This is a genomic window from Catalinimonas alkaloidigena (genome assembly GCF_900100765.1).
Lineage (GTDB): Bacteria > Bacteroidota > Bacteroidia > Cytophagales > Flexibacteraceae > Mooreia > Mooreia alkaloidigena.
In genome coordinates this window covers 273,773-296,836 of the sequence record NZ_FNFO01000003.1, presented here as the reverse complement: position 1 = coordinate 296,836, position 23,064 = coordinate 273,773, and the positions used below count along the sequence as shown (strand labels likewise).

The 23,064-nt window shown below is 55.0% G+C and carries 20 protein-coding genes and 1 riboswitch; of the genes, 10 read left to right on the top strand and 10 right to left on the bottom strand.

Annotated features, from left to right (window positions below):
- Positions 1-171 precede the first annotated feature (171 nt).
- Positions 172-1,617 (bottom strand): hypothetical protein, encoded by a 1,446-nt coding sequence (locus BLR44_RS08350; protein WP_089681246.1) that lies wholly within the window; start codon positions 1,615-1,617, stop codon positions 172-174.
- 341 nt (positions 1,618-1,958) lie between these two features.
- Here BLR44_RS08350 and htpG point away from each other — a divergent pair, with 341 nt between their 5' ends.
- Both htpG and BLR44_RS08340 read left to right on the top strand, forming a co-directional pair.
- Complete coding sequence (gene htpG, locus BLR44_RS08345; RefSeq protein WP_089681244.1) at positions 1,959-3,773, top strand: molecular chaperone HtpG; 1,815 nt, start codon at positions 1,959-1,961, stop codon at positions 3,771-3,773.
- 115 nt (positions 3,774-3,888) lie between these two features.
- The gene (locus tag BLR44_RS08340) at positions 3,889-4,845 is read left to right on the top strand and encodes a toxin-antitoxin system YwqK family antitoxin (protein WP_143017189.1); all 957 of its coding nucleotides are present in this window, start codon (positions 3,889-3,891) and stop codon (positions 4,843-4,845) included.
- A 48-nt stretch (positions 4,846-4,893) separates the two neighbouring features.
- On the opposite strand, the gene BLR44_RS08335 is transcribed toward BLR44_RS08340, so the two are convergent.
- From BLR44_RS08335 to crtD, 5 genes are all read right to left on the bottom strand, one after another.
- The gene (locus BLR44_RS08335; protein ID WP_218127039.1) at positions 4,894-6,144 is read right to left on the bottom strand and encodes a M28 family metallopeptidase; all 1,251 of its coding nucleotides are present in this window, start codon (positions 6,142-6,144) and stop codon (positions 4,894-4,896) included.
- A gap of 92 nt (positions 6,145-6,236) precedes the next feature.
- Positions 6,237-6,917, bottom strand: coding sequence for an energy transducer TonB (locus tag BLR44_RS08330; protein ID WP_089681240.1), 681 nt, complete (start codon positions 6,915-6,917; stop codon positions 6,237-6,239).
- Between the two features lie 144 nt (positions 6,918-7,061).
- On the bottom strand, positions 7,062-7,433 hold the full coding sequence (locus tag BLR44_RS08325; RefSeq protein ID WP_089681237.1) for a VanZ family protein: 372 nt from the start codon (positions 7,431-7,433) through the stop codon (positions 7,062-7,064).
- A 36-nt stretch (positions 7,434-7,469) separates the two neighbouring features.
- A complete protein-coding gene (gene gcvH, locus BLR44_RS08320; RefSeq protein ID WP_089681235.1) occupies positions 7,470-7,850 on the bottom strand; it encodes a glycine cleavage system protein GcvH in 381 nt (126 codons plus the stop codon).
- 55 nt (positions 7,851-7,905) lie between these two features.
- On the bottom strand, positions 7,906-9,414 hold the full coding sequence (gene crtD, locus BLR44_RS08315; RefSeq protein ID WP_089681233.1) for a 1-hydroxycarotenoid 3,4-desaturase CrtD: 1,509 nt from the start codon (positions 9,412-9,414) through the stop codon (positions 7,906-7,908).
- 72 nt (positions 9,415-9,486) lie between these two features.
- Here crtD and BLR44_RS08310 point away from each other — a divergent pair, with 72 nt between their 5' ends.
- Entirely contained in the window at positions 9,487-10,215 is a 729-nt protein-coding gene (locus BLR44_RS08310; protein ID WP_089681231.1) for a class I SAM-dependent methyltransferase, read from the top strand.
- 36 nt (positions 10,216-10,251) lie between these two features.
- On the opposite strand, the gene BLR44_RS08305 is transcribed toward BLR44_RS08310, so the two are convergent.
- Positions 10,252-10,800 (bottom strand): hypothetical protein, encoded by a 549-nt coding sequence (locus BLR44_RS08305; protein WP_245706007.1) that lies wholly within the window; start codon positions 10,798-10,800, stop codon positions 10,252-10,254.
- Positions 10,801-10,817: 17 nt separating this feature from the next.
- Complete coding sequence (locus tag BLR44_RS08300) at positions 10,818-12,140, bottom strand: FAD-dependent oxidoreductase (RefSeq protein WP_089681748.1); 1,323 nt, start codon at positions 12,138-12,140, stop codon at positions 10,818-10,820.
- Between the two features lie 251 nt (positions 12,141-12,391).
- Positions 12,392-12,499: riboswitch (SAM riboswitch) on the top strand.
- A gap of 228 nt (positions 12,500-12,727) precedes the next feature.
- Here BLR44_RS08300 and BLR44_RS08295 point away from each other — a divergent pair.
- The 6 genes from BLR44_RS08295 (at position 12,728) to BLR44_RS08270 (ending at position 20,943) form a co-directional block, all read left to right on the top strand.
- Positions 12,728-14,053, top strand: a complete 1,326-nt coding sequence (locus BLR44_RS08295) for an O-acetylhomoserine aminocarboxypropyltransferase/cysteine synthase family protein (protein ID WP_089681229.1) — start codon at positions 12,728-12,730, stop codon at positions 14,051-14,053.
- Positions 14,054-14,187: 134 nt separating this feature from the next.
- The gene (metX, locus tag BLR44_RS08290; protein WP_089681227.1) at positions 14,188-15,210 is read left to right on the top strand and encodes a homoserine O-acetyltransferase family protein; all 1,023 of its coding nucleotides are present in this window, start codon (positions 14,188-14,190) and stop codon (positions 15,208-15,210) included.
- Between the two features lie 65 nt (positions 15,211-15,275).
- Positions 15,276-16,517 carry a homoserine dehydrogenase gene (locus tag BLR44_RS08285; RefSeq protein ID WP_089681225.1) on the top strand — a complete coding sequence of 414 codons (1,242 nt, stop codon included), beginning with the start codon at positions 15,276-15,278 and terminating at the stop codon, positions 16,515-16,517.
- Between the two features lie 242 nt (positions 16,518-16,759).
- Positions 16,760-19,777 carry an AsmA family protein gene (locus tag BLR44_RS08280; protein ID WP_089681223.1) on the top strand — a complete coding sequence of 1,006 codons (3,018 nt, stop codon included), beginning with the start codon at positions 16,760-16,762 and terminating at the stop codon, positions 19,775-19,777.
- Positions 19,778-19,982: 205 nt separating this feature from the next.
- Positions 19,983-20,420: a GNAT family N-acetyltransferase gene (locus BLR44_RS08275; RefSeq protein WP_245706006.1), complete on the top strand. Its 438-nt coding sequence runs from the start codon at positions 19,983-19,985 to the stop codon at positions 20,418-20,420.
- Positions 20,421-20,457: 37 nt separating this feature from the next.
- The gene (locus BLR44_RS08270) at positions 20,458-20,943 is read left to right on the top strand and encodes a hypothetical protein (RefSeq protein ID WP_143017188.1); all 486 of its coding nucleotides are present in this window, start codon (positions 20,458-20,460) and stop codon (positions 20,941-20,943) included.
- Between the two features lie 101 nt (positions 20,944-21,044).
- Here the strand turns inward: BLR44_RS08270 and BLR44_RS08265 are convergent, their stop codons facing one another.
- Together BLR44_RS08265 and BLR44_RS08260 are read right to left on the bottom strand one after the other, a co-directional pair.
- Entirely contained in the window at positions 21,045-21,290 is a 246-nt protein-coding gene (locus tag BLR44_RS08265; RefSeq protein WP_089681219.1) for a 4a-hydroxytetrahydrobiopterin dehydratase, read from the bottom strand.
- 31 nt (positions 21,291-21,321) lie between these two features.
- Positions 21,322-22,329 carry an SMP-30/gluconolactonase/LRE family protein gene (locus BLR44_RS08260; protein WP_089681217.1) on the bottom strand — a complete coding sequence of 336 codons (1,008 nt, stop codon included), beginning with the start codon at positions 22,327-22,329 and terminating at the stop codon, positions 21,322-21,324.
- Positions 22,330-22,454: 125 nt separating this feature from the next.
- On the opposite strand from BLR44_RS08260, the gene BLR44_RS08255 reads away from it, so the two are divergent.
- Positions 22,455-23,042 carry a non-canonical purine NTP diphosphatase gene (locus tag BLR44_RS08255; RefSeq protein WP_089681215.1) on the top strand — a complete coding sequence of 196 codons (588 nt, stop codon included), beginning with the start codon at positions 22,455-22,457 and terminating at the stop codon, positions 23,040-23,042.
- The last annotated feature ends 22 nt before the right edge of the window (positions 23,043-23,064 follow it).

Below are 23,064 nucleotides of genomic sequence, written 5' to 3'. Positions count from 1 at the left end.
TGGTCACCCATTACTCACACTTATTAAAGAGACCGCTATGCAGCTTGTGGAGGAGCGATTGCAATACTCAAAATCGTATACACCGGTTTTACGAAAGCTGGACTGCAGTCACCCAAGGGCATAAAAAAAACCGGCACGTGAGGCCGGTTTTTCGTAACCATATAAAGCAGATCAGACAAGGCGGTTGAGGAAACGTTCGTCCATTTTCAGGTGCAGGATCGGCGAGAAGTGGCTGACGCCCTCCTGTGCTTTTTCCATCTTCTCCATCAGTGAACGGATTTTAGCCTCTTTATTTTTCTTGGTTTCGCTCGAAGCAGTTTTCAGAATCTTCACGAACAGCACCACATGCTCACAGACGTCTTTGCCCATGATGCGGATCTGACGCTGGATGCTGTTGCTCACCTGGTTGAACAGATCGAAGTCGTTCATCAGGCAGTATTGCAGCGAAAGCAGAAGCTTGATTTCCAGTTGAGCGATCGGGTACTTTTTGAGGCTCAGTTCGTTCAGCATGTTGTTGAGCCAACGTGCTGATTCGTCATATTTATCGGCGTAGAAGCAGCTTACGGCGCGGTACGAAATGTAAGTGATGTACTTCGGAACGTCGTTGATGTCGTTCTCATAATCCTCAAAAATATCTTTGTTCTCTTCGTACAGCTCGGTTTCCGTTTCGGTACGGACGTGGCGATCAACTTTCGTGAAGAGGAACTGGGCCGGGAACGTGTAGAGGCTGTAGTTGGACAGCAGCGTGGCGGCATGTTCGTTGACGTCCTCAAAGAACTTCTCGGCTTTGCGGTATACTTTGTAGTAGTTGTAGTACTCCAGTTTGAGGAACTCAAAAACCAGCTTCAGGTTGTAATAAATGGCATCGAGGTAGTACTGATCAAAAATTCGTTGCACGTTGGCAATCACGTCTTCGATTGGCTCGGCATCGTGTGCTTCGGACTCGGACGGATCGACAAACAGCCGGTGGAAGATGTTCATGCAGCTCTGGTACACGTACAGGCGGTGCGACTGATACAGATCGGCTACGTTGTTCATCTCCTTCTTCAGGATGTCGAGGCGCATCTTGTCGATGTCGTTGCCGCTCAGGAAATACTCACCGTACTTTTTGAAATACTCGGCCAGCAGGTCTTCGGCTTTGTCGACGGCCAGCATGTAGGCCACGTGGCGGTTGTACAACTGCGAGTACGTGAAGTGATCGGCCGTGTTGATGTGCAGCTTCTTGAGCGTCTTGTAAACGATGGTCAGCTCGTTGGAAAGATCATAATCCAGCAGTTCCTTCTCCAGCTTTTTCAGCGTGGCAATGGCAATCGCGCGCTTTTTCGTAAACACGATGTCGCTGATGTTGGCCACCTTTTTCAAAAGGTCAGTACGCGGGTTCTCCATTTGCTGGAGCAGGTACTCTTCGATCTTCTGATTCAGACGCGAACGGAGCGTATAATACGCGTTGGTGTTCACATCAAGCGCTTCCATGATTTTAGTGTCGGACAACTGCTTTTCGCGCATGTATTTCAGCAGGTATGCTGATTTTTCTGCGTTGCTGTCCATCAACTGATCATAGATCGACTGGTAATCGTCACTAGAAAGCTGCTTGATTATGTTTTTGAGCTTAGCCATTCGTGTAAAAGTTTATTCAGGTAAGAATTTTTGATCGTTTCGAGTTTGAAGATAGAATAAAGTTTAAAGCCAAAAAAACGCGCATGTTCAATCTTACATCTATATTACTTTAGTTTTTCGGGATTTCCGATTGATCTTTTCAGAATTGTGCATAGATACCTGAATATCTTACTTTTAGTAGTAACATACAGACGAGAAGGGTCCGTTTGAATCTCTGTAAGTAACATACAAACCAAGTGAAAATGTAGAAAAACCTTGTGGAACGCCTGACAACCTGACAGAGTAGAAGAAATGGAACAAACTTTGAAAAAAAAAGAGCGGACTAATCAAACAGCAAAACCATGGTAGAGGAAAAAGGTACAATTTCGGTTCACACCGAAAATATCTTCCCCATCATCAAGAAGTTTCTGTATTCTGATCATGAGATTTTTCTCCGTGAGCTGGTTTCGAACGCCATCGACGCCACTCAAAAGTTACAGAAACTCGCATCAATGGGAGAGTTTCAGGGCGAACTGGGCGAGCTAAAAGTAAAGGTAGCCTTTGATAAGGACGCCAAAACCATCACGGTGTCGGATCAGGGCATCGGGATGACCGCCGAAGAAATCAAGAAATACATCAATCAGATTGCCTTTTCGGGAGCGACCGAGTTTGTCGAGAAGTACAAAGACAAAGGCGACGACAAGCAGATCATCGGCCACTTTGGGCTGGGCTTCTACTCGTCGTTCATGGTCGCCGAAAAAGTCGAGATCGTGACGCGCTCCCATCAGGACGGCGCCGAACCGGCCCGTTGGGTCTGCGACGGCTCGACCGAGTTCGAAATTACGACGGCCGAAAAAGCCGAGCGTGGGACTGACATTATTTTACACGTAGCTGACGATTCGACCGAGTTTCTTGACAGTTGGCGTCTGCGGCAGATTTTGGAAAAATATTGCCGCTTTTTGCCGGTGCCGGTCGAGTTTGAAGAAAAGATCATCAACGACACAGCGCCGCTCTGGACCAAAGCACCGGCCGACCTGACCGACGAAGATTACCTCAGCTTTTATAAGAAGCTGTACCCGACGGCCGCCGATCCGCTGTTCTGGGTACACCTGAACGTCGACTACCCTTTCAACCTGACGGGCATCCTGTATTTCCCGAAAGTGGCGAAGGATTTCGAAATGCATCGCGACAAAATCCAGCTCTATTCCCGCCAGGTGTTCATCACCGACGAGGTGAAAGACGTGGTGCCGGAATTCCTGATGCTGCTGCACGGGGTGATCGATTCGCCCGACATTCCGCTGAACGTGTCGCGTAGTTTCCTGCAGGCCGACAGCAACGTGAAGAAAATCAACGGTTACATCTCGAAAAAAGTAGCCGAGAAACTGCACGAGTTGTTCAAAGCCGACCGCAAGGCGTTTGAAGAGAAATACGACAGCATCGACGTGTTTGTCAAGTACGGCATGATTGCCGACGACAAGTTCTACGATCGTTCCAAGGCGTTTACGCTGCTGCAAAACACAGAGGGCAAGTACTTCACGCTGGACGAATACCAGGAGCACATCAAAGCCAACCAGCAGGACAAAGACGAAACGCTGGTGATCCTCTACACGACCGATCCCGCCCGGCAGGATACCTACATTCAGGGGGTACGCGACCGCGGCTACGACGTGCTGAAGCTGGACGGCGTCATCGACAACCACTTTATCAATACGCTGGAGCAGAAGCTGGAGAAGGTATCGGTGCGCCGGGTCGATTCTGACACGCTCGACAAATTGATCGACAAAGGGACGCAGGCAGAGAGTGTGCTGAGCGATGCCGATAAAGAAAAAGTGAAAGAAGTGTTCAACCAGGCGCTGGACCGGAAGGACGTCAACGTAGAGGCGCTTTCGCCCGACGACCTGCCCGTGCTGATTACGCTGCCGGAGTTTATGCGCCGCATGAAAGACATGGCTCGCTACAACGGCATGGGGGCGATGATGGGCAACCTGCCGGACCAAATCAACGTGGTCGTAAACGGCAACCACCCGCTCGTAACGCGCCTGGCCGGCGAAACCGACGCCGAAAAGCAGAAAGCCCTGGCCCAGCAGGCGTTCGATCTGGCGCTGTTGTCGCAGAACATGCTGAACGGTAAAGCCCTGACCGACTTTGTGCGTCGGAGCGTCAGCTTCATTTCGTAACGGAATCTTTCTTACATTTATCGGCCCTGCAGCGCACTTCCTGCAGGGCCTTTTTGTTGGGCACTAGGAAATAAGAAAAACGCAATTTCGTTACTACACATAAGCCAGATTTCTTATGAAGTATTTGTGCACACGTCTCTTCCTCCTTGCGGGCATCTTCAGCATGGTCGGCCTTTCGAGCGCCCATGCGCAGACTGATACCTTGCAGACGGAGGGGAAGGGGTTGTACGAAAACGACAAACCTACCATCATCCTCGACACGGTGGCGTCGGTCAAAGACCAGAAAGAGCGCAAGAAGAAGTGGAAAAAGCGGGTGTTTTACGGCATCAAAACCCGAAAGAATTTCACGAAGAAGGGCGTTGGTGACCGGATGGAAATCGAGATTTTCTACACGTTGAAGAGTTACCAGGACCCTGATCCTTATCTACAGGAACTGCGCGAAATCTACTGGTACAACACCAACGAAAAAAAGATTGAGAAAGGACCGATCAAGGAAGGCGAAGCACGTTATGCGCAGATTCTGCACGGGCCTTACAAAAAAATGCGCGGCGGTGAGGTGATCGAAGAGGGCATCTTCTTCGTGGGGGCCAAGCACGGGCGCTGGGTGGAGTACAACAACGATTTCATTTTGCTCGACAAGGAAAAGTACCGCAAGGGCTGGTCGTCGGGCACCAAGGTTACGTTTTACGATTCGCGCCGTACCAAAGTCGACGAAGTAATTCCGCACGGCGAAGATGGCGTCGTGGAGGGCGACTATTACAAATTCCACGAAAACGGGCAGATTGCCGTGCGCGGACAATACGAAAATGGCAGCAAGGTGGGCAAATGGGTCGAGTATTATCCTTTTTTACGCCGGATGCACAAGGAATTGCAGTATCCGGAAGCACCGTACAAAGGAGCGCAAGAGCCTGTTCTGTTGCGCGAATACGACAAGAGCATGAAGCTGGTGTACGACCGGGAACAAGCCGAGAAAGAGCGGCTGGCCAAAGAAAAGAAAGAAGCCGAAGAAGAATGGCGTCGAAAAGCGCTGGAGGGAACCCTCGACGCCAACGAAGAACGTCCCACTCCCTAATTGATCTGATCGGAATGAACGAAGGCTCCTCAACAGGAGCCTTTTTGGTTAGAACCCTTCCAGAAACGAAGTGAGCAACTGAAACACGTCGGTATAGCGGGTGAGGGGCAACGTAGCCGCACGGTCGTGAACGTCGTGGTAGGCGGCAATGCCCCCCAGGGTGTACACAAAAAAAGCGGGTACGCCTCGCTCCGTGAAAAAATAGTGATCAGAGTTTGCCGCCTTGCCCCGTTGTCCGACCTTGGGCAAATACGCATGGCGGGCATTCAACTGTTCCAGGCGAGCAAATTCGTTTGGAAACTCCGTAGCGTTCACCACCATCATGCCTTCGTCACCGGTACCCAGCAGATCAAGATTTAGTAGAAAGCGAATCTGCGACAGCGGAAACAGCGGATGCTCCGTGTAATAGCGCGACCCGATCAAGCCTGCCTCTTCGGCCCCGAACGCCATAAATACGAGGGTATACTTCTGGGGGTGTTGTGCAAAATAATGGGCCAGCTCCAGCAGCATGCTGACACCACTGGCGTTGTCGTTCGCCCCGGGGAAGTAAACGTCCCGTCCCAACTGGCCGAGGTGATCGTAGTGTGCCGAAATGACCAGACACGAATCAGGACGGCTACGGCCCGGCAAGTACCCGATAACATTTTGCGCCGCATACTGGTGTTGCAACGCGGCATCCAGTCTGAAACGTGCCCGCCGGGCGGTGGTATCAATTTCGCTCTTCAGTACCTGAAATGTGGGCGGGATGGCCTGTACCGGCGCCAGGCTAGCGGTGAGTTTTTGCGGCACTAGTTCGATGAGTGCCTGCGCTTCCTGTAGTTTCTGTCGGGCTGCGGCATCGTCACGGGCAAGGGTAATCGGATCGTACAAAACAATCCGTTTGCGCAAATCACGGCGCATCCAGGCGCGTCTGCGCGCTTCCTCCGTGAAGTCTGCGGAAGTTAACCGGAGAAGCTTGCCTTTCCCGATGCCCCCTCGTGAGGCGGGTGCCACGATAAACTCTTCTCCGACCTCCAACGCTTCGCCATCGAGCTCAAGCGCTACTTCGCCCGGAAACGTATTGATGTCTAGTGCGAACGACTGAAAGTAGGTTTCCCCCAGTGGCATAAGCCCCGCGCGTTGGTACTCGCCTGCAATCCATTCGGCGGCGTGGCGCTGCCCCTCGTTTACGTAGCCCCGTCCGTGCAGGGCCGGGCTGGTAAGCGTATCGATGGTGGCATGAACGCGCTCCATAGGCTGTCCCCGAGCAGTCATGGAGAGCGGGAGCAGCCACAGAAACCAGCGAGCGAAAGGACGCATGCGAAGAGGGGGATGGAAAAAGGCGTAAATAAAAAAGGTTCGGACAAATTGCCCGAACCTAAACCCATGTATTTCTGAACTAAACTAAAGTTTTATCCCATCTTGAAGAAGATCGGCACCACCATACGTACCCGTACCGGACGACCACGCTGTTTGCCAGGCTTCCATTTCGGTGCAGCTTTCACCACGCGAACGGCCTCTTCGTCACAACCGGCACCGATACCTTTCACCGCTTTCACGTCGTTCAGCGAACCGTCTTTGTCCACAACGAACTCTACAAACACACGGCCTTCGATGCCCATGCGACGTGCTTGTTCCGGGTAGCGCAGGTTTTTCGAGAGGTATTTATTGAAGGCTTCCATGCCACCTTCAGGGGCGGGCTGCTCTTCTACCACCAGGAAGATCTCGTCGACTTCTTCCTCAGCGGGCGGCGCTTCGGCTACCGTTTCGACTACCTCCTGTACCTTGGTTTCCTCTGTAATATCTACTTCCAAATCCACCTCAATGTCTTCGATTTCCTCTTCATCAGGCACCTCAATTACTTCGGGTTGCTGCACTTTTGGCGGGGGAGGAGGCGGAATTTCGGTCAGTGGAATGTCAATGACTTCCTCTTGCTCAACCGCAGCCATGTTCAACGCATTTGCGTCAGAATCGTCGTACGTTTTCCATTCAAAGGCCATAATCGTGAGGCCCAGAGCGACGATCAAGCCGATGTTGAAGAAGAGCGCCGACTTGCGGGTGATATCAACTTCTGGTTTTTTCTTTGGTTCCATTACAAAGGACAGTTTGAGATCTTAAAAGTAGAAGAAGGTACTAATAAATACAAAAAAACGTGGTAGAAAGTTCGGTTCCCACCGAGCACCCTCCCTTGGACGGAAGTCGCTTGGTTACTCTATTAATCCCGGATCACCGGAAAGTCACAGCTTGTAAATAAAAAAAAACGCGAGCGCTCCCAGCAGGCATCCTGTGCTGTTAGCCAGCATGTCGAACCACTCGAAACTGCGCTCCGGAATAAAGCTCTGAATGATTTCGATCAACATCCCGTACGCTACGCTGCCGAGGATGGCGACCGGCGTGGCCCGCAGCCGCAGCTGCAACGACTGTGACTGTTTCTTGAACCCTACGATGGCCAACAGCACCAGCACCGAGAACACGAACATGTGGGCCGATTTGTCGAACGCAAACGTCTGCCAGTTCGGAAATTCCGGCAGGTTCTGGCCAGGCACCAGCGTCAGGAACAGGATAAGTGCTGCCCACAGCAACGTGAAGATGTTGTAACGTAAAATCATGGAAACTGTCTGGGCGCCCCTGTCAGGACATGCCCGTTAGGCACCGACGATTTCGCCGTACGCTTCGTCCGTCAGGAGCTGCTCCAGTTCGTCCAAGTTGCTGATTTGCAGTTTGATCATCCACCCTTCGCCGTAGGGATCGGAGTTCACCAACTCGGGCTGGCTGTCGAGCGCCGGGTTGACTTCCAGGATGGTACCGGTAACGGGCAAAAAGAGATCGGACACGGTTTTAACGGCTTCCACACTGCCGAATACGTCGCCCTTGGCGATTTCGTCTTCGTTGGCCGGAATGTCCACAAATACGATATCGCCCAGTTCGTGTTGGGCAAAATCGGTAATGCCTACGTAGGCCACGTTGCCTTCCACGCGCAGCCACTCGTGGTCGGATGTATACTTTAACTCACTAGGAATGTTCATCGGATCAAGGTTTAAGGTCAAAAGTACACTTGATTTCGGTTTCTACAAGTGTTGCTCAACGCTCTAGTAACGGCAAAAAAGGCGAACGGTTTTCGCGTTCGGCAACCAGTTCGGTGGCAATGCGGGCCGACAGCAGCGACAGCGGAATGCCGCCGCCCGGGTGGACGCTGCCGCCGCAAAAGTACAAATGTGCCAATTGCGAAGAGTAGTTGGCATGGCGCAGAAACGCGGCGTAGCGGTTGTTGGAACTGTTGCCATACAGCGCTCCCTGGGCCGAAGCGGTACGCGCTTCGATGGAGCGCGGGTCGAGCAGCGCTTCTGTGCGGATGAGCGAAGCCGCGTCGCAAGACAGCAGACGGCTCAGCTTCGCCAGCACGTGTTGGCGCGTTTGCGCAATCAGCCCGTCCCAGTCCTGCCCGGCGTTGTTGGGCACGTTGACCATCGTAAACCAGTTTTCGCCGCCGGGCGGCGCATCGTCAGGTTTGTATTTCGACGTGATGTTCAGGTAGACGGTCGGGTCGTCCGACACGGTCTGGTGCCGGAAAATGTGCGCGAACTCGCGCCGATAGTCACGGCTGAAAAAGATGTTGTGCAGGCCCAGTTGCGGAAACTGCCGGTCGATACCCCAGTAGAAAATCAGCGCCGAACTCGACTTGGGCTGGCGCAGAATCCGGTGCGGATGGCGGCGTTCGGGCAGCAGCCTGCGGTAGGTGCTGACCACGTCGGCATTCGAGACGATCACGCGGAACGGCAGGGGCTTGCCTGCCACCTGTAGCCCGATGGCTTTCCCCCGGTGGGTGAGAATGCGCTCGACCGGCGTGCCTAGCCTGAAGGTTACGCCCTGGCGGCGCGCCAGTGCTACCAGCGACGTGGTGATGGAATGCATGCCCTGGCGTGGGAAAAACGCCCCGATGTTGTGTTCCAGGTGCGGGATGATGTTCAGCAACGCCGGCGTCTGGTAGGGGTCGGAACCGTTGTAGGTCGCAAAGCGGTTGAACAGCTGCACCAGGCGCGGGTCAAGGAAGAAGTCGGCATTCGCGCCGTGCATGGTGGAAAAAAGTCCCAGTTTGGGCAGTTGCCTAATGGCCCGCAGCGCGGTACGGTTCAGAAACGTAGACGGTTTGTGGAGCGACCGAAAAAGGAACAATTCGCCGACCAGCTCAAAGTACGTCCGGCTGCGCCGCAAAAACTGCAACACCCGCTCGGCCGGTTCGCCGAGTTGTGCTTCCACCTCCTGCGCAAAGCGGACCGGATCGGCCCAGGCTGTCAGGCACGTGCCGTCTTCCCAGAAATAGCGGCAGATTTCGTCGAGGCGTTCGTAATCGAAATGGTCGCGAGGCTCTTCGCCGACGAGCCGGAAGAGCGCATCGACCTGGTCGGGCAACGTGAACAGCGACGGACCCGCATCGAACCGGTAGCCATCGCTCGTAATTTCCGATAGTTTGCCGCCGGGATAGGGATTGGCCTCAAACACCGTCACGGCGTAGCCCTGGTGCGCTAGGCGAATTGCCGCCGCTAGGCCGCCGATGCCCGCGCCGATTACGGCCGCTCTAGGGTTTTTCATTGTTGATGCCTCTGATTCATTTCGATACTAACCGCTAAACCTGGCGTAAGTTTGCGCAATTCTACCTGATTGATGAAATCCTCTCTGTTACTCGCCCCGCACCAGGACCCGATGGGGCAGGCCATTCGTGACTTCTGGCAGGGCCAGGCGGACGATGCCATTGTGGTGACTTCCGACCGCGCCGACGACGACGAAATTCCGGTGGCGTATTTGTTCCGGACGTGGGACGAGATGCCTCCGCTGGAACAGGAAGCGCTCCGGGCCTGCCGGGGGCGGGTGCTCGACGTGGGGGCGGCCGCCGGGAGTCATGCGTTGTGGTGGCAGGCACAGGGAGGAGCGGTAACCGCGCTGGACTACTCACCGCTGGCGGTGGAGGTGATGCAGCAGCGGGGCGTGCACGATGCGCGCGCCATGCGGTTTGAGGACCTGCACGACGAAACCTACGATACCGTGCTGATGCTGATGAACGGCGCCGGCCTGGCCGGTACCCTCGGCAGACTTCCGGCCTTTTTGCAACACGCGGCTACCCTGCTGCAGCCAGGGGGACAGATTCTGCTCGACTCTGCCGACATCCTTTACCTGTACGAAGAAGAAGACGGCAGCTACTACCTGGACCTAAACGACCGCTATTACGGCGAGATGCGCTACCAGATGCAGTACAAGGACGCGCGTAGCAAACCTTTCTCCTGGCTGTTTGTCAGCTACGATCTGCTGGAGGATGCGGCCCACGCGGCGGGGCTCCACTGCGAATGTCTCGCGGAAGGCGATACCGACAATTACCTGGCGCGGTTAACAAACTAGTAATGCCTCATTACAAGGCCCATACTGGCTTTACACTCAGTCTAGGTTTATGACTTCTAGTTTTCCTTGTATTACTTGTGTAGCGGTTCTTTTCTCGTGTTCCTTGAGTCCAAACACAGAACTTAGCTTGTCAATCATGTTGCCTTCTTCCTGTTGTGTTACAATCAGCTGGAAATTTGAACGAGATGTATTTGGCTGCTCTTGATAGTAAGATTTGCTGAAGTAGTCCCTCAAGATTTCTATTTTCCAGCGCTCCTCCATTTCCCCAAATTCTTCGATCACGATCAAAATGCTATGGGTGTGGTCAGTCCAGTCTAAGTGGAAGTCCCATATTTGATTCAACGTCCATTTTTTGGGGTTTTGCTCTTTCCAATTGATAGGAACAAATGGGAACAATCTCCTCATGTGCTCTAGGTATTCATCGAAGCGCTCGATGTTGGCTGGAAATCTATAAACCTGTCTATTTGAAGTTTCTACCAAGCTGTTTACTAACTCATGCCTCGCTTCTGCTGATTTGCCTACGATAAGAAGGTGTTTCTTCTCAGTAATTTTTGCCATTGCTTCTACCATACTTTCCCATTCCATCTACTCGATATTTACATCTACCGAAACAGACGCATCGCTTTTTCCAGCGTTTCGGGATGATCCCAGCGGGCTTCCAGGTCGGGTTCTCGCAAGAGTTGTTTCATTACGTCGTCCTGCTTGCGGCCCAGCCGCAAGGCTTCTGCGTAGGGACGGTGGCTGAACGTGACCATCGTATAAAGCGGCACCCACTCGTCGGGATACTGCTGGTGAAGCTGGGCTTCGATCTTTTTGCGGAGCTGAAACTGCGGATCGACCACGCGGTCGCGCATCTCCACGAAGTTTTGCAGCGCCAGTTGGGCGATGGCGTCGGCGTTGGGTTTGCGCTGGCGTTGGTACTGTTCCAGGAAGTGCGGCCAGTCGTCCGGATGGGCTACCATCAACTCGTTCAACACACGGCAGTCTTCGAACCCGGCGTTCATCCCTTGTCCGTAAAACGGCACGAGCGCGTGGGCCGCATCCCCGATCAGGGCCACGTTGCCCCGCACCCACGGGTGACAGCGAACCGTCACCATCGACGAAGTCGGGTTCTGAACAAACTCCTCCTGCAAGTCGGGCATCAGCGGCACCACGTCCGGAAAGTGCTCCTGAAAAAAGGCCGCCACGCGGTCGGGCGAATCCAGCTTGTCGAACTCGTCAAACGGTAAAAACAACGTGCAGGTAAAACTTCCGTCCAGGTTGGGCAGGGCAATCAGCATGAAACTGTGGCGCGGCCAGATGTGCAGCGCGCCGTTGTCGAGTCGCCACTGTCCGTCGGCCGTCGGAGGAATGGACAATTCTTTGTAGCCGTGCGCCAGGTACGACTGCTCGTAGTCAAAGCGATCAGTTTTTTGCAACGAACTGCGCACCGCCGAAAAGGCCCCGTCCGCCCCGAAGATAAAATCGGTTTCCAACGTGTAAGCCGCCGGGTGGCCGGGCGATACCAGCGTAGCCGTCGGTTGCTCGAAATTTACGTCCAGACAGCGTTCGTTGAAGCGCAACTCGGCACCTTCCTGTTCGGCCAGGTCGAGTAGTTTTTCGTTCAGCAACGCGCGCGATACGGAATAAATGCACTGCCCGGTGGTGCCGTAAGGTTGCAGCGCCTGGCGACCGTCGAGGTCGTGGATCATTCGCCCGCGCATCGGCAGGGCGATTTCCCGAATCTGCTCCGCCATGCCGACGCCTTCCAGGGCCCGCCAGCCCCGGTCGCTCAGCGCGAGGTTGATGGAACGGCCCCCCACGACACCCGCGCGGCGCGGATCAGCCCGGCGTTCGCAGACCGTTACGCGGTAGCCACGTTGTTTGAGGTAAATCGCGAGGAGCGAGCCTACCAGCCCCGCCCCGAAAACGGTGATGTGTTTCATAGTCAGCAAGTCGTACGCAAACACGCCGGCGAAGATGCCCGCGTGGTAGCGGTTCTAACTTTTTTGTGGGGACAAAGTAAAGCCATTTTGCAGGGAAATGTAGTGCACAAGGCCGCAGACGCGCCGACTTCGCGTGAAATGACGTCGGCCGGACAAAAGCCCCGGAAGCGTGTGGAAAAGTTTGGCGCTTCCAAACCAGACCCGTAATATTGCAATCACAAGTCAATTCCGCCCGCTACGCTGGTGACATTGGTTTATAAAGAAGAGGGGAGAGACCAGGCTCAACGAACCTCTAGCAACCTCCGCAACCGTGGAAAGGTGCTAATTCCTGGCCTAAAGCAATTTAGGACATATAAGTTAATCGCCATGCCTTTCAACGCCATCTTCACGTTAGTCGCTACGCCACAACCTTCCTGCACAGGCTGTTGTTGTCGCTGATGCTTGTCCGCTGAACCGCCGACCGTTTCCCTCGCCTCCGGCCGGAAACGAAACGCCTACCAAGCGGATTGCAGGGGAACCGTCCGATTCCACCGTGCCTTCTTACGCCTCAATTCCTAGTATTCACCATCAAACACTCCCAACGCATTATGGCTGATCAATTGCATTTCGAAACGCTCCAACTCCACGCCGGCCAGGAAGCCGACCCCACCACGGGTGCGCGTGCCGTGCCCATTTACCAGACCACGTCGTACAACTTTAAAAACTCTGCGCACGGTGCGGCGCTTTTTGCGCTACAGGAGTTCGGCAACATCTACACCCGGATTATGAACCCCACCACCGACGTGTTCGAGAAGCGCGTCGCGGCCCTGGAAGGGGGCGTAGCCGCCTTGGCCACGGCCTCGGGGCAGGCGGCTCAAATGGTGGCCCTGACCAACATTCTGGAAGCCGGCGAGAATTTCATCTCGACGTCGTTCCTCTACGGCGGCACCTACAATCAGTTCAAAGTGGCCTTCAAACGGCTGGGCATCGAGGCCCGCTTCGCCAAAGGCGACAAGGCTGAGGACTTCGAGAAACTGATCGACGAAAAAACCAAGGCGATTTATCTGGAAACCATCGGCAACCCCGAGTTCAACATTCCTGATTTCGAGAAAATCGCTGCCCTCGCAAAACAGTACGATTTGCCACTGGTGGTCGATAATACCTTCGGTGCGGCGGGGTACCTGTTCCGTCCGCTGGAGCACGGCGCCAACATCGTTACCGCTTCGGCTACGAAGTGGATCGGTGGGCACGGCAACTCGATCGGCGGCGTTATCGTCGACGGCGGCAATTACAACTGGGGCAACGGCAAGTATCCGCAGTTTACCGAGCCTTCGGAAGGCTACCACGGCATGAAATTCTGGGAAATTTTCGGTGCAGACGGGCCGTTCGGCAACATCGCGTTCATCATCCGGGCGCGGGTGGAAGGGCTGCGCGATCTGGGACCGGCGCTGAGTCCGTTCAACTCGTTCCTGTTGTTGCAAGGCCTCGAAACGCTTTCGCTGCGGATGGAGCGCCACGTTGAAAACGCCCTGACGCTGGCCAAATGGCTCGAAGCGCACGACGAGGTCGAAGAGGTAAAATACCCCGGCCTGGAAAGCAGTCCGTACCACGCCTTGGCGAAAAAGTACCTGAAACGCGGCTTCGGCGGGGTGTTGTCGTTCAAGATCAAAGGCGGACGCGAGGCAGCCGAGCAGTTTGTAAACAGCCTGAAACTGGTGAGCCATCTGGCCAACGTGGGCGATGCGAAAACGCTGATCATCCACCCAGCCTCGACGACGCACCAGCAGTTGTCCGAACAGGAACAAGCTGCCGCCGGCGTGCATCCCAACGCGCTCCGCATTTCGGTGGGCATCGAACACATCGAAGACATCAAGGCCGATCTGGCGCAGGCGTTTGCAAAAGTGAAGCAAAACCAACCCGAACCGGTCGAATAATTCATAAGCTTATTATGTTGTAATCCTTCGCGTTACCTTTGCTGCCTTCTTTAGAGACGGGCCGGAAGCAACTGAACCAATTTCGAGACGTTGCCGGACGCAGGGCTGCCGGAACGCGAAGGATTACCTTTTACATGGACGCACACATCTACGAACACTCGCAGGAATTGCCGCTCGAACTGGGCGGAACATTGCCAGGCTTTCAACTGGCGTACTGTACGGTGGGGACGCTCAACGCGACCCGCTCCAACGTTATTTGGATTTGCCACGCGCTGACGGCCAACGCCGATCCGGCCGAATGGTGGCCGGGCATGATCGGAGAAGGCAAACTGTTCGACCCGACTACGCACTTCATCGTTTGCGCCAACATCCTGGGTTCCTGCTATGGCTCCACCGGGCCTCTGTCGGTCGATCCGCGTACCGGCCAGCCGTTTTACCATACCTTTCCCCGCATCACCGTGCGCGATATTGTGCAGGCCCACATCCGGCTGCGCGATCACCTGGGCATCGACACCATCGAGCTGTGCATCGGCGGGTCGCTGGGCGGTCAACAGGCCGTCGAGTGGGCCATTATGGAGCCCGAGCGGATCAAAACCCTGATTTTGTTGGCGACCAACGCATTTCATTCGCCCTGGGGGGTGGCCTTCAACGAGTCGCAGCGGATGGCCATCGAGACCGATCCCACCTGGCAGGACAGTACGCCCGAAGCGGGGCTGAACGGCATGAAAACCGCCCGCTCCATCGCGCTGCTGTCGTATCGGAATTACACGACCTACTGGAACGGCCAGATGGAATCCAACTGTGATACGTTCGAAAAATTCCGGGCCAGTTCATATCAGCGGTACCAGGGCGAAAAGCTGGCGAAGCGCTTCAACGCGTACTCGTACTATGCGCTCTCGCTGACGATGGACAGCCACCACGTGGGCCGCGGACGGGGCAGCGCCGAAAAAGCACTGTCGCAGATCCAGGCAAATACGCTTTCGATCGGCATTTCGAGCGATGTGCTGTTTCCCACCAACGAACAATTGTTCCTGTTCGAAAACATTCCGACCGGAACGTTCCTGGAAATCGACTCCGACTACGGGCACGACGGCTTCCTGATCGAAACCGAGCAGCTCACGCGCTGCATCCAGTCCTGGCAGAAGATGCACGAGTGACCGGACCTCGGGAGGCGTGTGCGCACCATATGCAATGTGTAATTTGAAATTTGGATGAGAATCCTATGAAGAAAGAGATTCGAATTGGTTTGTTTGGCTTCGGCTGTGTCGGGCAGGGCCTGTACGACGTGTTGAACGAGAGCCGCGGCATCCGGGCCGAAATCCGGAAAATCGCGGTGAAACATGCGGACAAGCCGCGCAAATTGCCCGCCCATTTCTTCACGACCGACGCTGACGAGATTCTGGACGACCCGGAAATCAACCTGATCGTCGAGTTGATCAACGATCCGGACGCCGCGTTCGACATCGTCAGCCGCGCCCTCCGGAGCGGAAAAGACGTGGTGTCAGCCAACAAAAAGATGATTGCCGAGCACCTGCCCGAGCTCTACGAATTACAAAAGCAATACGGCACGTCGCTCCTCTACGAAGCGTCGAGCTGCGGCAGCATTCCGATCATCCGCACGCTGGAAGAATACTACGACAACGAACTGCTGTTCGGCGTGAGTGGTATTTTCAACGGTTCGTCCAATTACATTCTGACCAAGGTCTATCAGGAAGGCAGCACCTACGAGGCAGCTTTGCGGCAAGCGCAGGAACTCGGTTTTGCCGAAACCGACCCGACGCTCGACGTGGGCGGCTTCGATCCGCTCTACAAACTCTGCATCATTACGGCGCATTCGTACGGCACGTTCATCAAGCCGGAAGAGGTCTTCAACTTCGGGATTCAGTCGCTGGCTGCGCAAGACATCCGCTACGCCAAAGAGAAAGGGTGCAAAATCAAGCTGGTCTGCACCGTGCGGAAGCTGAACGGTTCGTGCTTTACGCTGTTCGTGATGCCCCAACTGGTGCGGTCCGATGACCCACTTTTCCTCGTGGACCGGGAAAACAACGGCGTGGTGGTGGAAGCGGCGTTTTCCGACAAGCAATTTTTCCAGGGAAAAGGCGCGGGTGGCCACCCCACCGGCTCGGCGGTGCTGTCCGACATTTCTGCCAGCACGTACGAGTACCGCTACGAATACAAGAAAATCGCCCAGAACGAAGGGCTGGAATACACCCGCGACGTGAACCTGGAAGTGTACGTCAGCTACGAACGCGAAGAAGACCTGGAAGGGCTGGAGTTTGTCGAGGTGCTGGAACGTTACCAGGGGCGTCAGTCCCACTACGTGATCGGGACCGTGACGCTCGCCTCGCTCTACCGGCACAAGGAAGACCTCCGTACCCGCAACATTTTTATTGCGCTGAACCAACCCAAAGTCACGCTGGCCGAGACCCAACCTGCCGAAGCCAACGCCGTCGCAGTTTCGTGACGAAACCGGCACGCGCCTGACGTACCACGTTTGCCTGACTTACGTTCCGGTAAACGTGGTATGTTTTTTTAGGGGGCACCGGCCGTAAAATTTGTAGAATGGCCCACGATTTGCACACGAAGCGGCGTTAAAAAGCGTAGATAAACATACATGGCATTTTGACGTAAATACTTCAACGCCAACGCATCACCAAAGGAGGGCTTCCGCTTTCTCCTATCTTTATTCCGAAATTTTCTTTTCACATGAAAAAGATCCTTTATATCGTGGGCGGGATCGTGGCATTCCTGCTCCTGGCCGCCGCGCTGATTCCGGTGCTGTTCAAAGACCAGATCAAAGCCCAGGTCGACAAGGCGCTGGCCGAATCGCTCAAGGCCGACGTGTATTACAGCGCCGACGATTTCCAACTGAGCCTGTTCCGCCATTTCCCGAATGCCTCTGTGGGGCTGAAAAACTTTGGCGTGGTGGGCCGCGACCAGTTTGCGGGCGATACGCTCGTCAACGTCGGCGAATTTGAACTGGTCCTGAACCTGATGAGCCTGTTCGGCGATCAGATCACGGTCAACTCGGTCGTGCTGGACCAGCCGCGTATCCTGGCAAAGGTGCTGTCGGACGGCAGCGCGAACTGGGACATCGCCGTCGAAGACACCACGGCCGTCACGACCGATACCGCTTCGTCCGAATTTGCCATCCGCATCAAAGAGTGGAACGTGAACAACGGCGAGGTGATTTACATCGACAACCAGTCGGCCATGTACGCGCACCTGATGGGCCTGAATCACCGGGGCAGCGGCGACATTTCGCAGGATGTGTACGACCTGCAAACCTCGACGCAAGTCGACTACCTGACGTTCGAGTTCGATACGGTCGAGTACCTCAGCAACGACCGGTTGCAGGCCGACGTGACCCTCAACATGAACATGCCGGAGTCGAAGTATACGTTCAAAGACAATACGATTCGCCTGAACGACTTCGCTTTTGGTTTCGATGGCTTTGTACAGATGCCCGATACCAGTGCGGTGGGCGTAGACCTGACGTTCCAGACCCGCGAAACCGACTTTAAAAACATTCTGTCGCTGGTGCCGGGAATTTACACCGACCAGTACGACGACCTCAAAACCGAGGGCACGCTGGCCTTTGACGGCTTCGCGAAAGGTACGTACCGTTACGACGGCACGAGCATGCCTGCCTTTGCGATCAACCTGAACGTGAACAACGGTCGCCTGCAATACCCCGATCTGCCCACGCCGGTCGAGAACGTAAAAGTGGACCTGAAGGTGAACAGCCCGTCGAACGATCTGGAAGAGATGCAGGTCAATCTGAACGAGTTTCACCTCGACATGGGTAAAAATCCGGTCGACATGAAGGCACAGGTCAAAGGCCTGACCAACATGAATGTAGACGCTAACGTGAAGGCCAACGTGAACCTGGCGCAGGTGAGCGAGATCTTCCCGCTGGAGGGCATGTCGTTGCGAGGATTATTTAACCTGAACGCCACCGCCAAAGGTGTGTATAACGACGGTCTGGGTCGCATGCCGCAAATTCAGGCCGACATGAAACTCAGCGATGGCTACGTGAAAACGACCGATTTCCCGGCACCGGTAGAAAACATGGCCGTCGAAGCGACGGTGACCAATACCACGGGCGAAACAGCCGATACCAAAGTGAGTGTGCCGCAGTTTGCCTTCGCACTCGACGGGCAGCCGTTCCGCGGCACGGCCTACCTGGAAAATCCCGACGATCTGTTCTACGACGTAACGGCCAAAGGCACGATCAATCTGACGAAAATCGACCAGATGTTCAAGCTGGAGGAGATGATGGAAATGCCGGGGCTGAAAATCGCCGGGGAGATCAATGCGGATATCGAAACGAAAGGACGGATGTCGGACGTGGAGGCGGAGCGCTACGGCGACCTGCCGACCAGCGGCACCATGCAGGTCAGCAACTTTACTTACGCCGATGCGGATCTGCCTCAGGGCGTCACCATCAAGAACGCGGCCCTGCAGTTCAACCCCGACCGCATGGAAATTACGGAGTATCAGGGTGCACTGGGCAAAAGCGACGTGAGCCTGACGGGCTACGTGTCGAACTACATCGGCTACCTGTTCGGCGAGAACCAAACCATTCGTGGCAAGATGGACTTTCGTTCCAACCAGTTCGACGTCAACGAGTGGATGTCTGACGAGGAAACGAGCGAGACGGATACGGCGGCGGTTACCGAGCCGTTCGAAGTGCCGCAGGACGTGGACTTTACCCTGACAACCGCGATTCAGAAAGTGCTGTACGACAACATGGAGCTGACCAACGTGAAGGGCGACGTAATTGTCCGCGATGGCACGGTACGGATGCAAGGGCTTTCGTTCGGGACCCTGGGCGGCACCATCGTGATGAACGGTACGTACGACAGCCGCAACCTCAGCATGCCGTCGTTCGATTTCGACATGGACATCAATCAGGTATCCATTCCGCAGGCCTATCAGACGTTCAATACCGTGCAGGCCCTGGCGCCGGTTGCCAAAGCAATGTCGGGAAATTTCAACACCAAGTTTAAGCTGGCCGGGAACCTCGACAGTGGCATGAATCCGATGTACAACACGCTGGACGGCGGCGGGCTGATTTCCCTTGTGGGCGCGTCTGTAAAAGACCTGGGCCTGTTGCAAAAAATCAATTCTGTGACCAAGCTGAACGCCCCGACCAACGTCGACCTGCGTGACGTGAAGATCCAGGCCGAAGTCGAGGATGGAAAGGCCGTCTTCAACCCCTTCGATGTGAAAGTCGGCGACTTCAAAATGACCATCGGCGGCAGCAACAGCTTCACCGGGGCCATCGATTACCTCACGCAGGTGGAAGTGCCGGCGGGCAAAGTGGGCGGTGCGGTAACGTCTACGCTTTCGTCGCTGATCGGACAGGAAATCAACGCTCCCGAGAAATTGCTGATGAATTTTAACGTCGGCGGCACCTACGACGATCCGAAGGTGAGCCTGGCCGGCGTAAACGGCGTGGGCGGCAGCGGCACCACCACCAAAGAAGCCGTCACCGAAGCCGTAAAAGAGAAAGTCGACGACCTGAAAGAACAGGCCCAGGCGAAAGCCGACAGTGCCCGGAAAGCTGCCGAAGCCCGGGCACAACAGGAGCTGGAAAAGGCCAAACAGGAAGCGGAGCAGAAAGCCCAGGCCGAGGCCGACCGCCTGAAAAAAGAAGCCGAAGAGCGCGCCAAAAAAGAAGCGCAGAAGTTAAAAGACCGCTTTGGCCTGCCCAAGTAAAGAGGCTGCAAGTCACAGGACGCAAGTTGCATGTTACGGAGGCGCAGGTCATAAGTCCTATTGATCCGAACATTATTTTGTCATTTGGAACGGAGTGAGAAATCTTCCAACTTTTGGAACAAGATTTCTCACTCCGTTCCAAATGACAAGTATTTTTAAGCAAAATAGCTGCTCATCCTTCTCTAATTAGACCGACTTCTCTTTCATGATTCGCATCATTCAGCCCCAGACGCCGGACGAATTACGGCGCTATTACCGGTTGCGCTACGAAGTATTACGAAAGCCGTGGGGCCAGCCGGAAGGCAGCGAGCAGGATAACCCAGATGAGCACACAAGCCAACACTTTGCCGCTCTCGACGAAGATGGTGAGACAGTGGCCGTTTGCCGGCTGCACCTGAACAACGCCGACGAGGCACAGGTCCGCTACATGGGGGTGTCGGAAAAGGTGCGGGGGCAGGGCGTCGGCAAGCAGCTGCTAAGCGCCGCCGAAATGGCAGCGAAAGCGCAAGGCGCGAAGTACGTCATGCTCCACGCGCGCGAAAATGCGGTGCCGTTCTACAAAAGCGCGGGCTACCACATCATCGCCGACAGTTACCTTTTGTTTGGTACCATCCAGCATTACCAGATGCGGAAGGAATTGTGAAGAACATCAATCAGCTTAAAGTTAAAATTTGCAAGCGGTGAACTCACTTGAGGCGAATGGCAAAATAGTCGAAAAGATTTTCAGATTCAATTACCTAATCGACGGTGAGGAGGAGGAGGACGCTGGAATCGTGCAAATTGAGTTTAGCGATGGTTCTGTGCTTGAACTGGATCTGGTTTCTGATGGAGAATCTATTGCAATCAAATGGAAAAATCGCCAGTCTTCGATAGAAGAAAGTCAACTAGATAAAGGGTTCAAGATTCTTTTAACGGAACGAAGTCCGTACTGCCAGCTGAAAGGTAGGAAGGTGGTGCATACTGACGAATTACTGTTTGGGGCTATTGAGCAGGAACTGGATGAAATGGTAATTGCCGGAGTCGGGTTACTGGCTGATGATGGAAGCTTACTGGTTTATTACAATGGAGGCAATTACGCGAAACTCTATTTTAATCAACATCCCCCCTCCCTTGGTAATCCATTCAAGCTGCAATGGCGGCACGGCGGATTTATTGGGGTATCGTAGCTATTTCTCTTTTTCGTAAACGGTGCCATAAAAAACTCATATGTGGCGGAGAAAGATGATTTTACCACGGAGACACGAAGGGCACAAAGAAACAAGGAGTGCTACTGTCCAAACTGTGCGGCGAGTTCGTCGATTTTCTTCGCCAACTTTCGGTCGCGGTCGGTGACTTTGTTGCCGGCATCGTGGGTATTGAGTTCGAAACTGACGGTGTTGTATACGTTGCTCCACCAAGGGTGATGGTCCATTTTTTCGGCGACCAACGCCACGCCCGTCATGAAACGGAACGCTTGGTTAAAGTCCTTGAACTCAAACGTTTTCTTGAGTTTGTCGTCTTCTTCTTTCCACATATTGTTTCTAGCGTAAACGGGCGGGGAAAGGTTACCAGCCGTTGCCCTTTGTTTTGGTCCGGATGCGGCAGAGGTAGTGTTCGGCGGTGATGTAGAGCACGGAGCCGTCGTCGCCCCAGTTGCAGTTGGCCGTGGGGCGGCCCGTATCGATGCGGCCCAGCAGCTTGCCTTTCGGGGAGAAAATGTAGATGCCGCCCGGACCGGTCGCAAACAGATTGCCTTGTGCGTCGACTTTCATGCCGTCGGGCGCGCCGGGGAGTCGGCCCATCTGGTCGGACACGTCGTAAAAGAGTTGGCCTTCGCCCAGCGTGCCGTCCTTTTTGACCGGGAAGGCTTTCCAGATGGCCACCCGGTCGGATTGTGCGACGTAGAGCGTCTTTTCATCGGGCGAGAACGCAATGCCATTCGGACGCGCAAATTCTTTCGTCAGGAGCGTTACCGTTCCGTCGGTCGAGAGGCGGAACACCCCGCAGTAGTCCATCTCCCGGCGCGGATCGTCCTGTTTTTGCGGTAGTCCGTAGATCGGATCGGTGAAATACAGATCGCCGTTCGACTTCCTCACCACATCGTTCGGACTGTTGAACCGCTTTCCCTGGTAGTTATCGGCAAGCGTCTTTTTGCCGCCGTTCGGTTCCAGCCGGGCAATGCGCCGGTCGCCGTGCTCGCACAAAATCAGCCGTCCCTCCGGATCGAGGATCAGGCCATTGCTTCCCGGTTCGTCGCCGTAGTCGCCTATGCCGGTATAGCCCGCCGGTTTCATGAACAGGCTCACGCCCTCGTCGGGGTCCCATTTCATCACGGAGTTGCGCGGGGCGTCGGAGAAAAGCAGGTAGCTGCTGTCGCGCACCCAAACGGGGCCTTCCGTCCAGACGAAACCCGACGCCAGTACTTCGATCTGGGCATCGGCCTCCAGCAAAGCGTCCAGGGCAGGGTCTTCGCGGACAATGTGCCCAAACGTAGGATAGGGGGGCGTGGCCTGTCCGGAGGAGGCTGCCGGATGCAGACAAAGAAGCAGGCAGGAGAGAAACAGAAAGCGCATAGGGTGATGGGGATGAAGCAAGTAAACTTACAAAATTGTAGGACGCGCGACAGAGCCAAACCACGAAGACCCGGAGAACACGTAGAAGCAACAGGGATGGCGGTTCAGTTTGGTAAGTTTGCGGGATGAATCTCCCTCAACTCTGTTTCGCGACCAACAACGCGCACAAACTTTCGGAAGTACGGCAACTACTGGCTGGTCAGTACGACGTGGTGAGCCTCGCTGACATCGGCTGTTTCGACGAACTGCCCGAGACCCAGAAGACGCTGGAAGGCAACGCCCTGCAAAAGGCCCGCTACGTGAAAGATCACTTTGGTGTCGACTGCTTTGCCGACGATACAGGACTGGAAGTGGAAGCGCTCGGTGGAGCGCCCGGCGTCTACTCGGCGCGGTACGCCGGTCCGGCCCGCGATAGCCAGCAGAACATGGCGAAGCTGTTGCAGGAACTCGAAGGCAAGCCGAACCGCCGCGCGCGTTTCCGGACGTGCATCGCGCTGATCCAGGGAAACCAGGAGTTGCTGTTCGACGGAATTGTGGCCGGAGAGATTTTGCGGGCGCAGCGTGGGGCTGCCGGCTTCGGGTACGATCCGGTCTTTCGGCCCGAGCACAAAACCCGGTCGTTTGCCGAAATGCCGGCGGACGAAAAGAACCGGATCAGCCACCGGGGGCGAGCCGTGGCGGCGTTGATCACGCACCTGAAAGCCGAAAAGTAGTTGCAAAACCGCACCCTTTGGG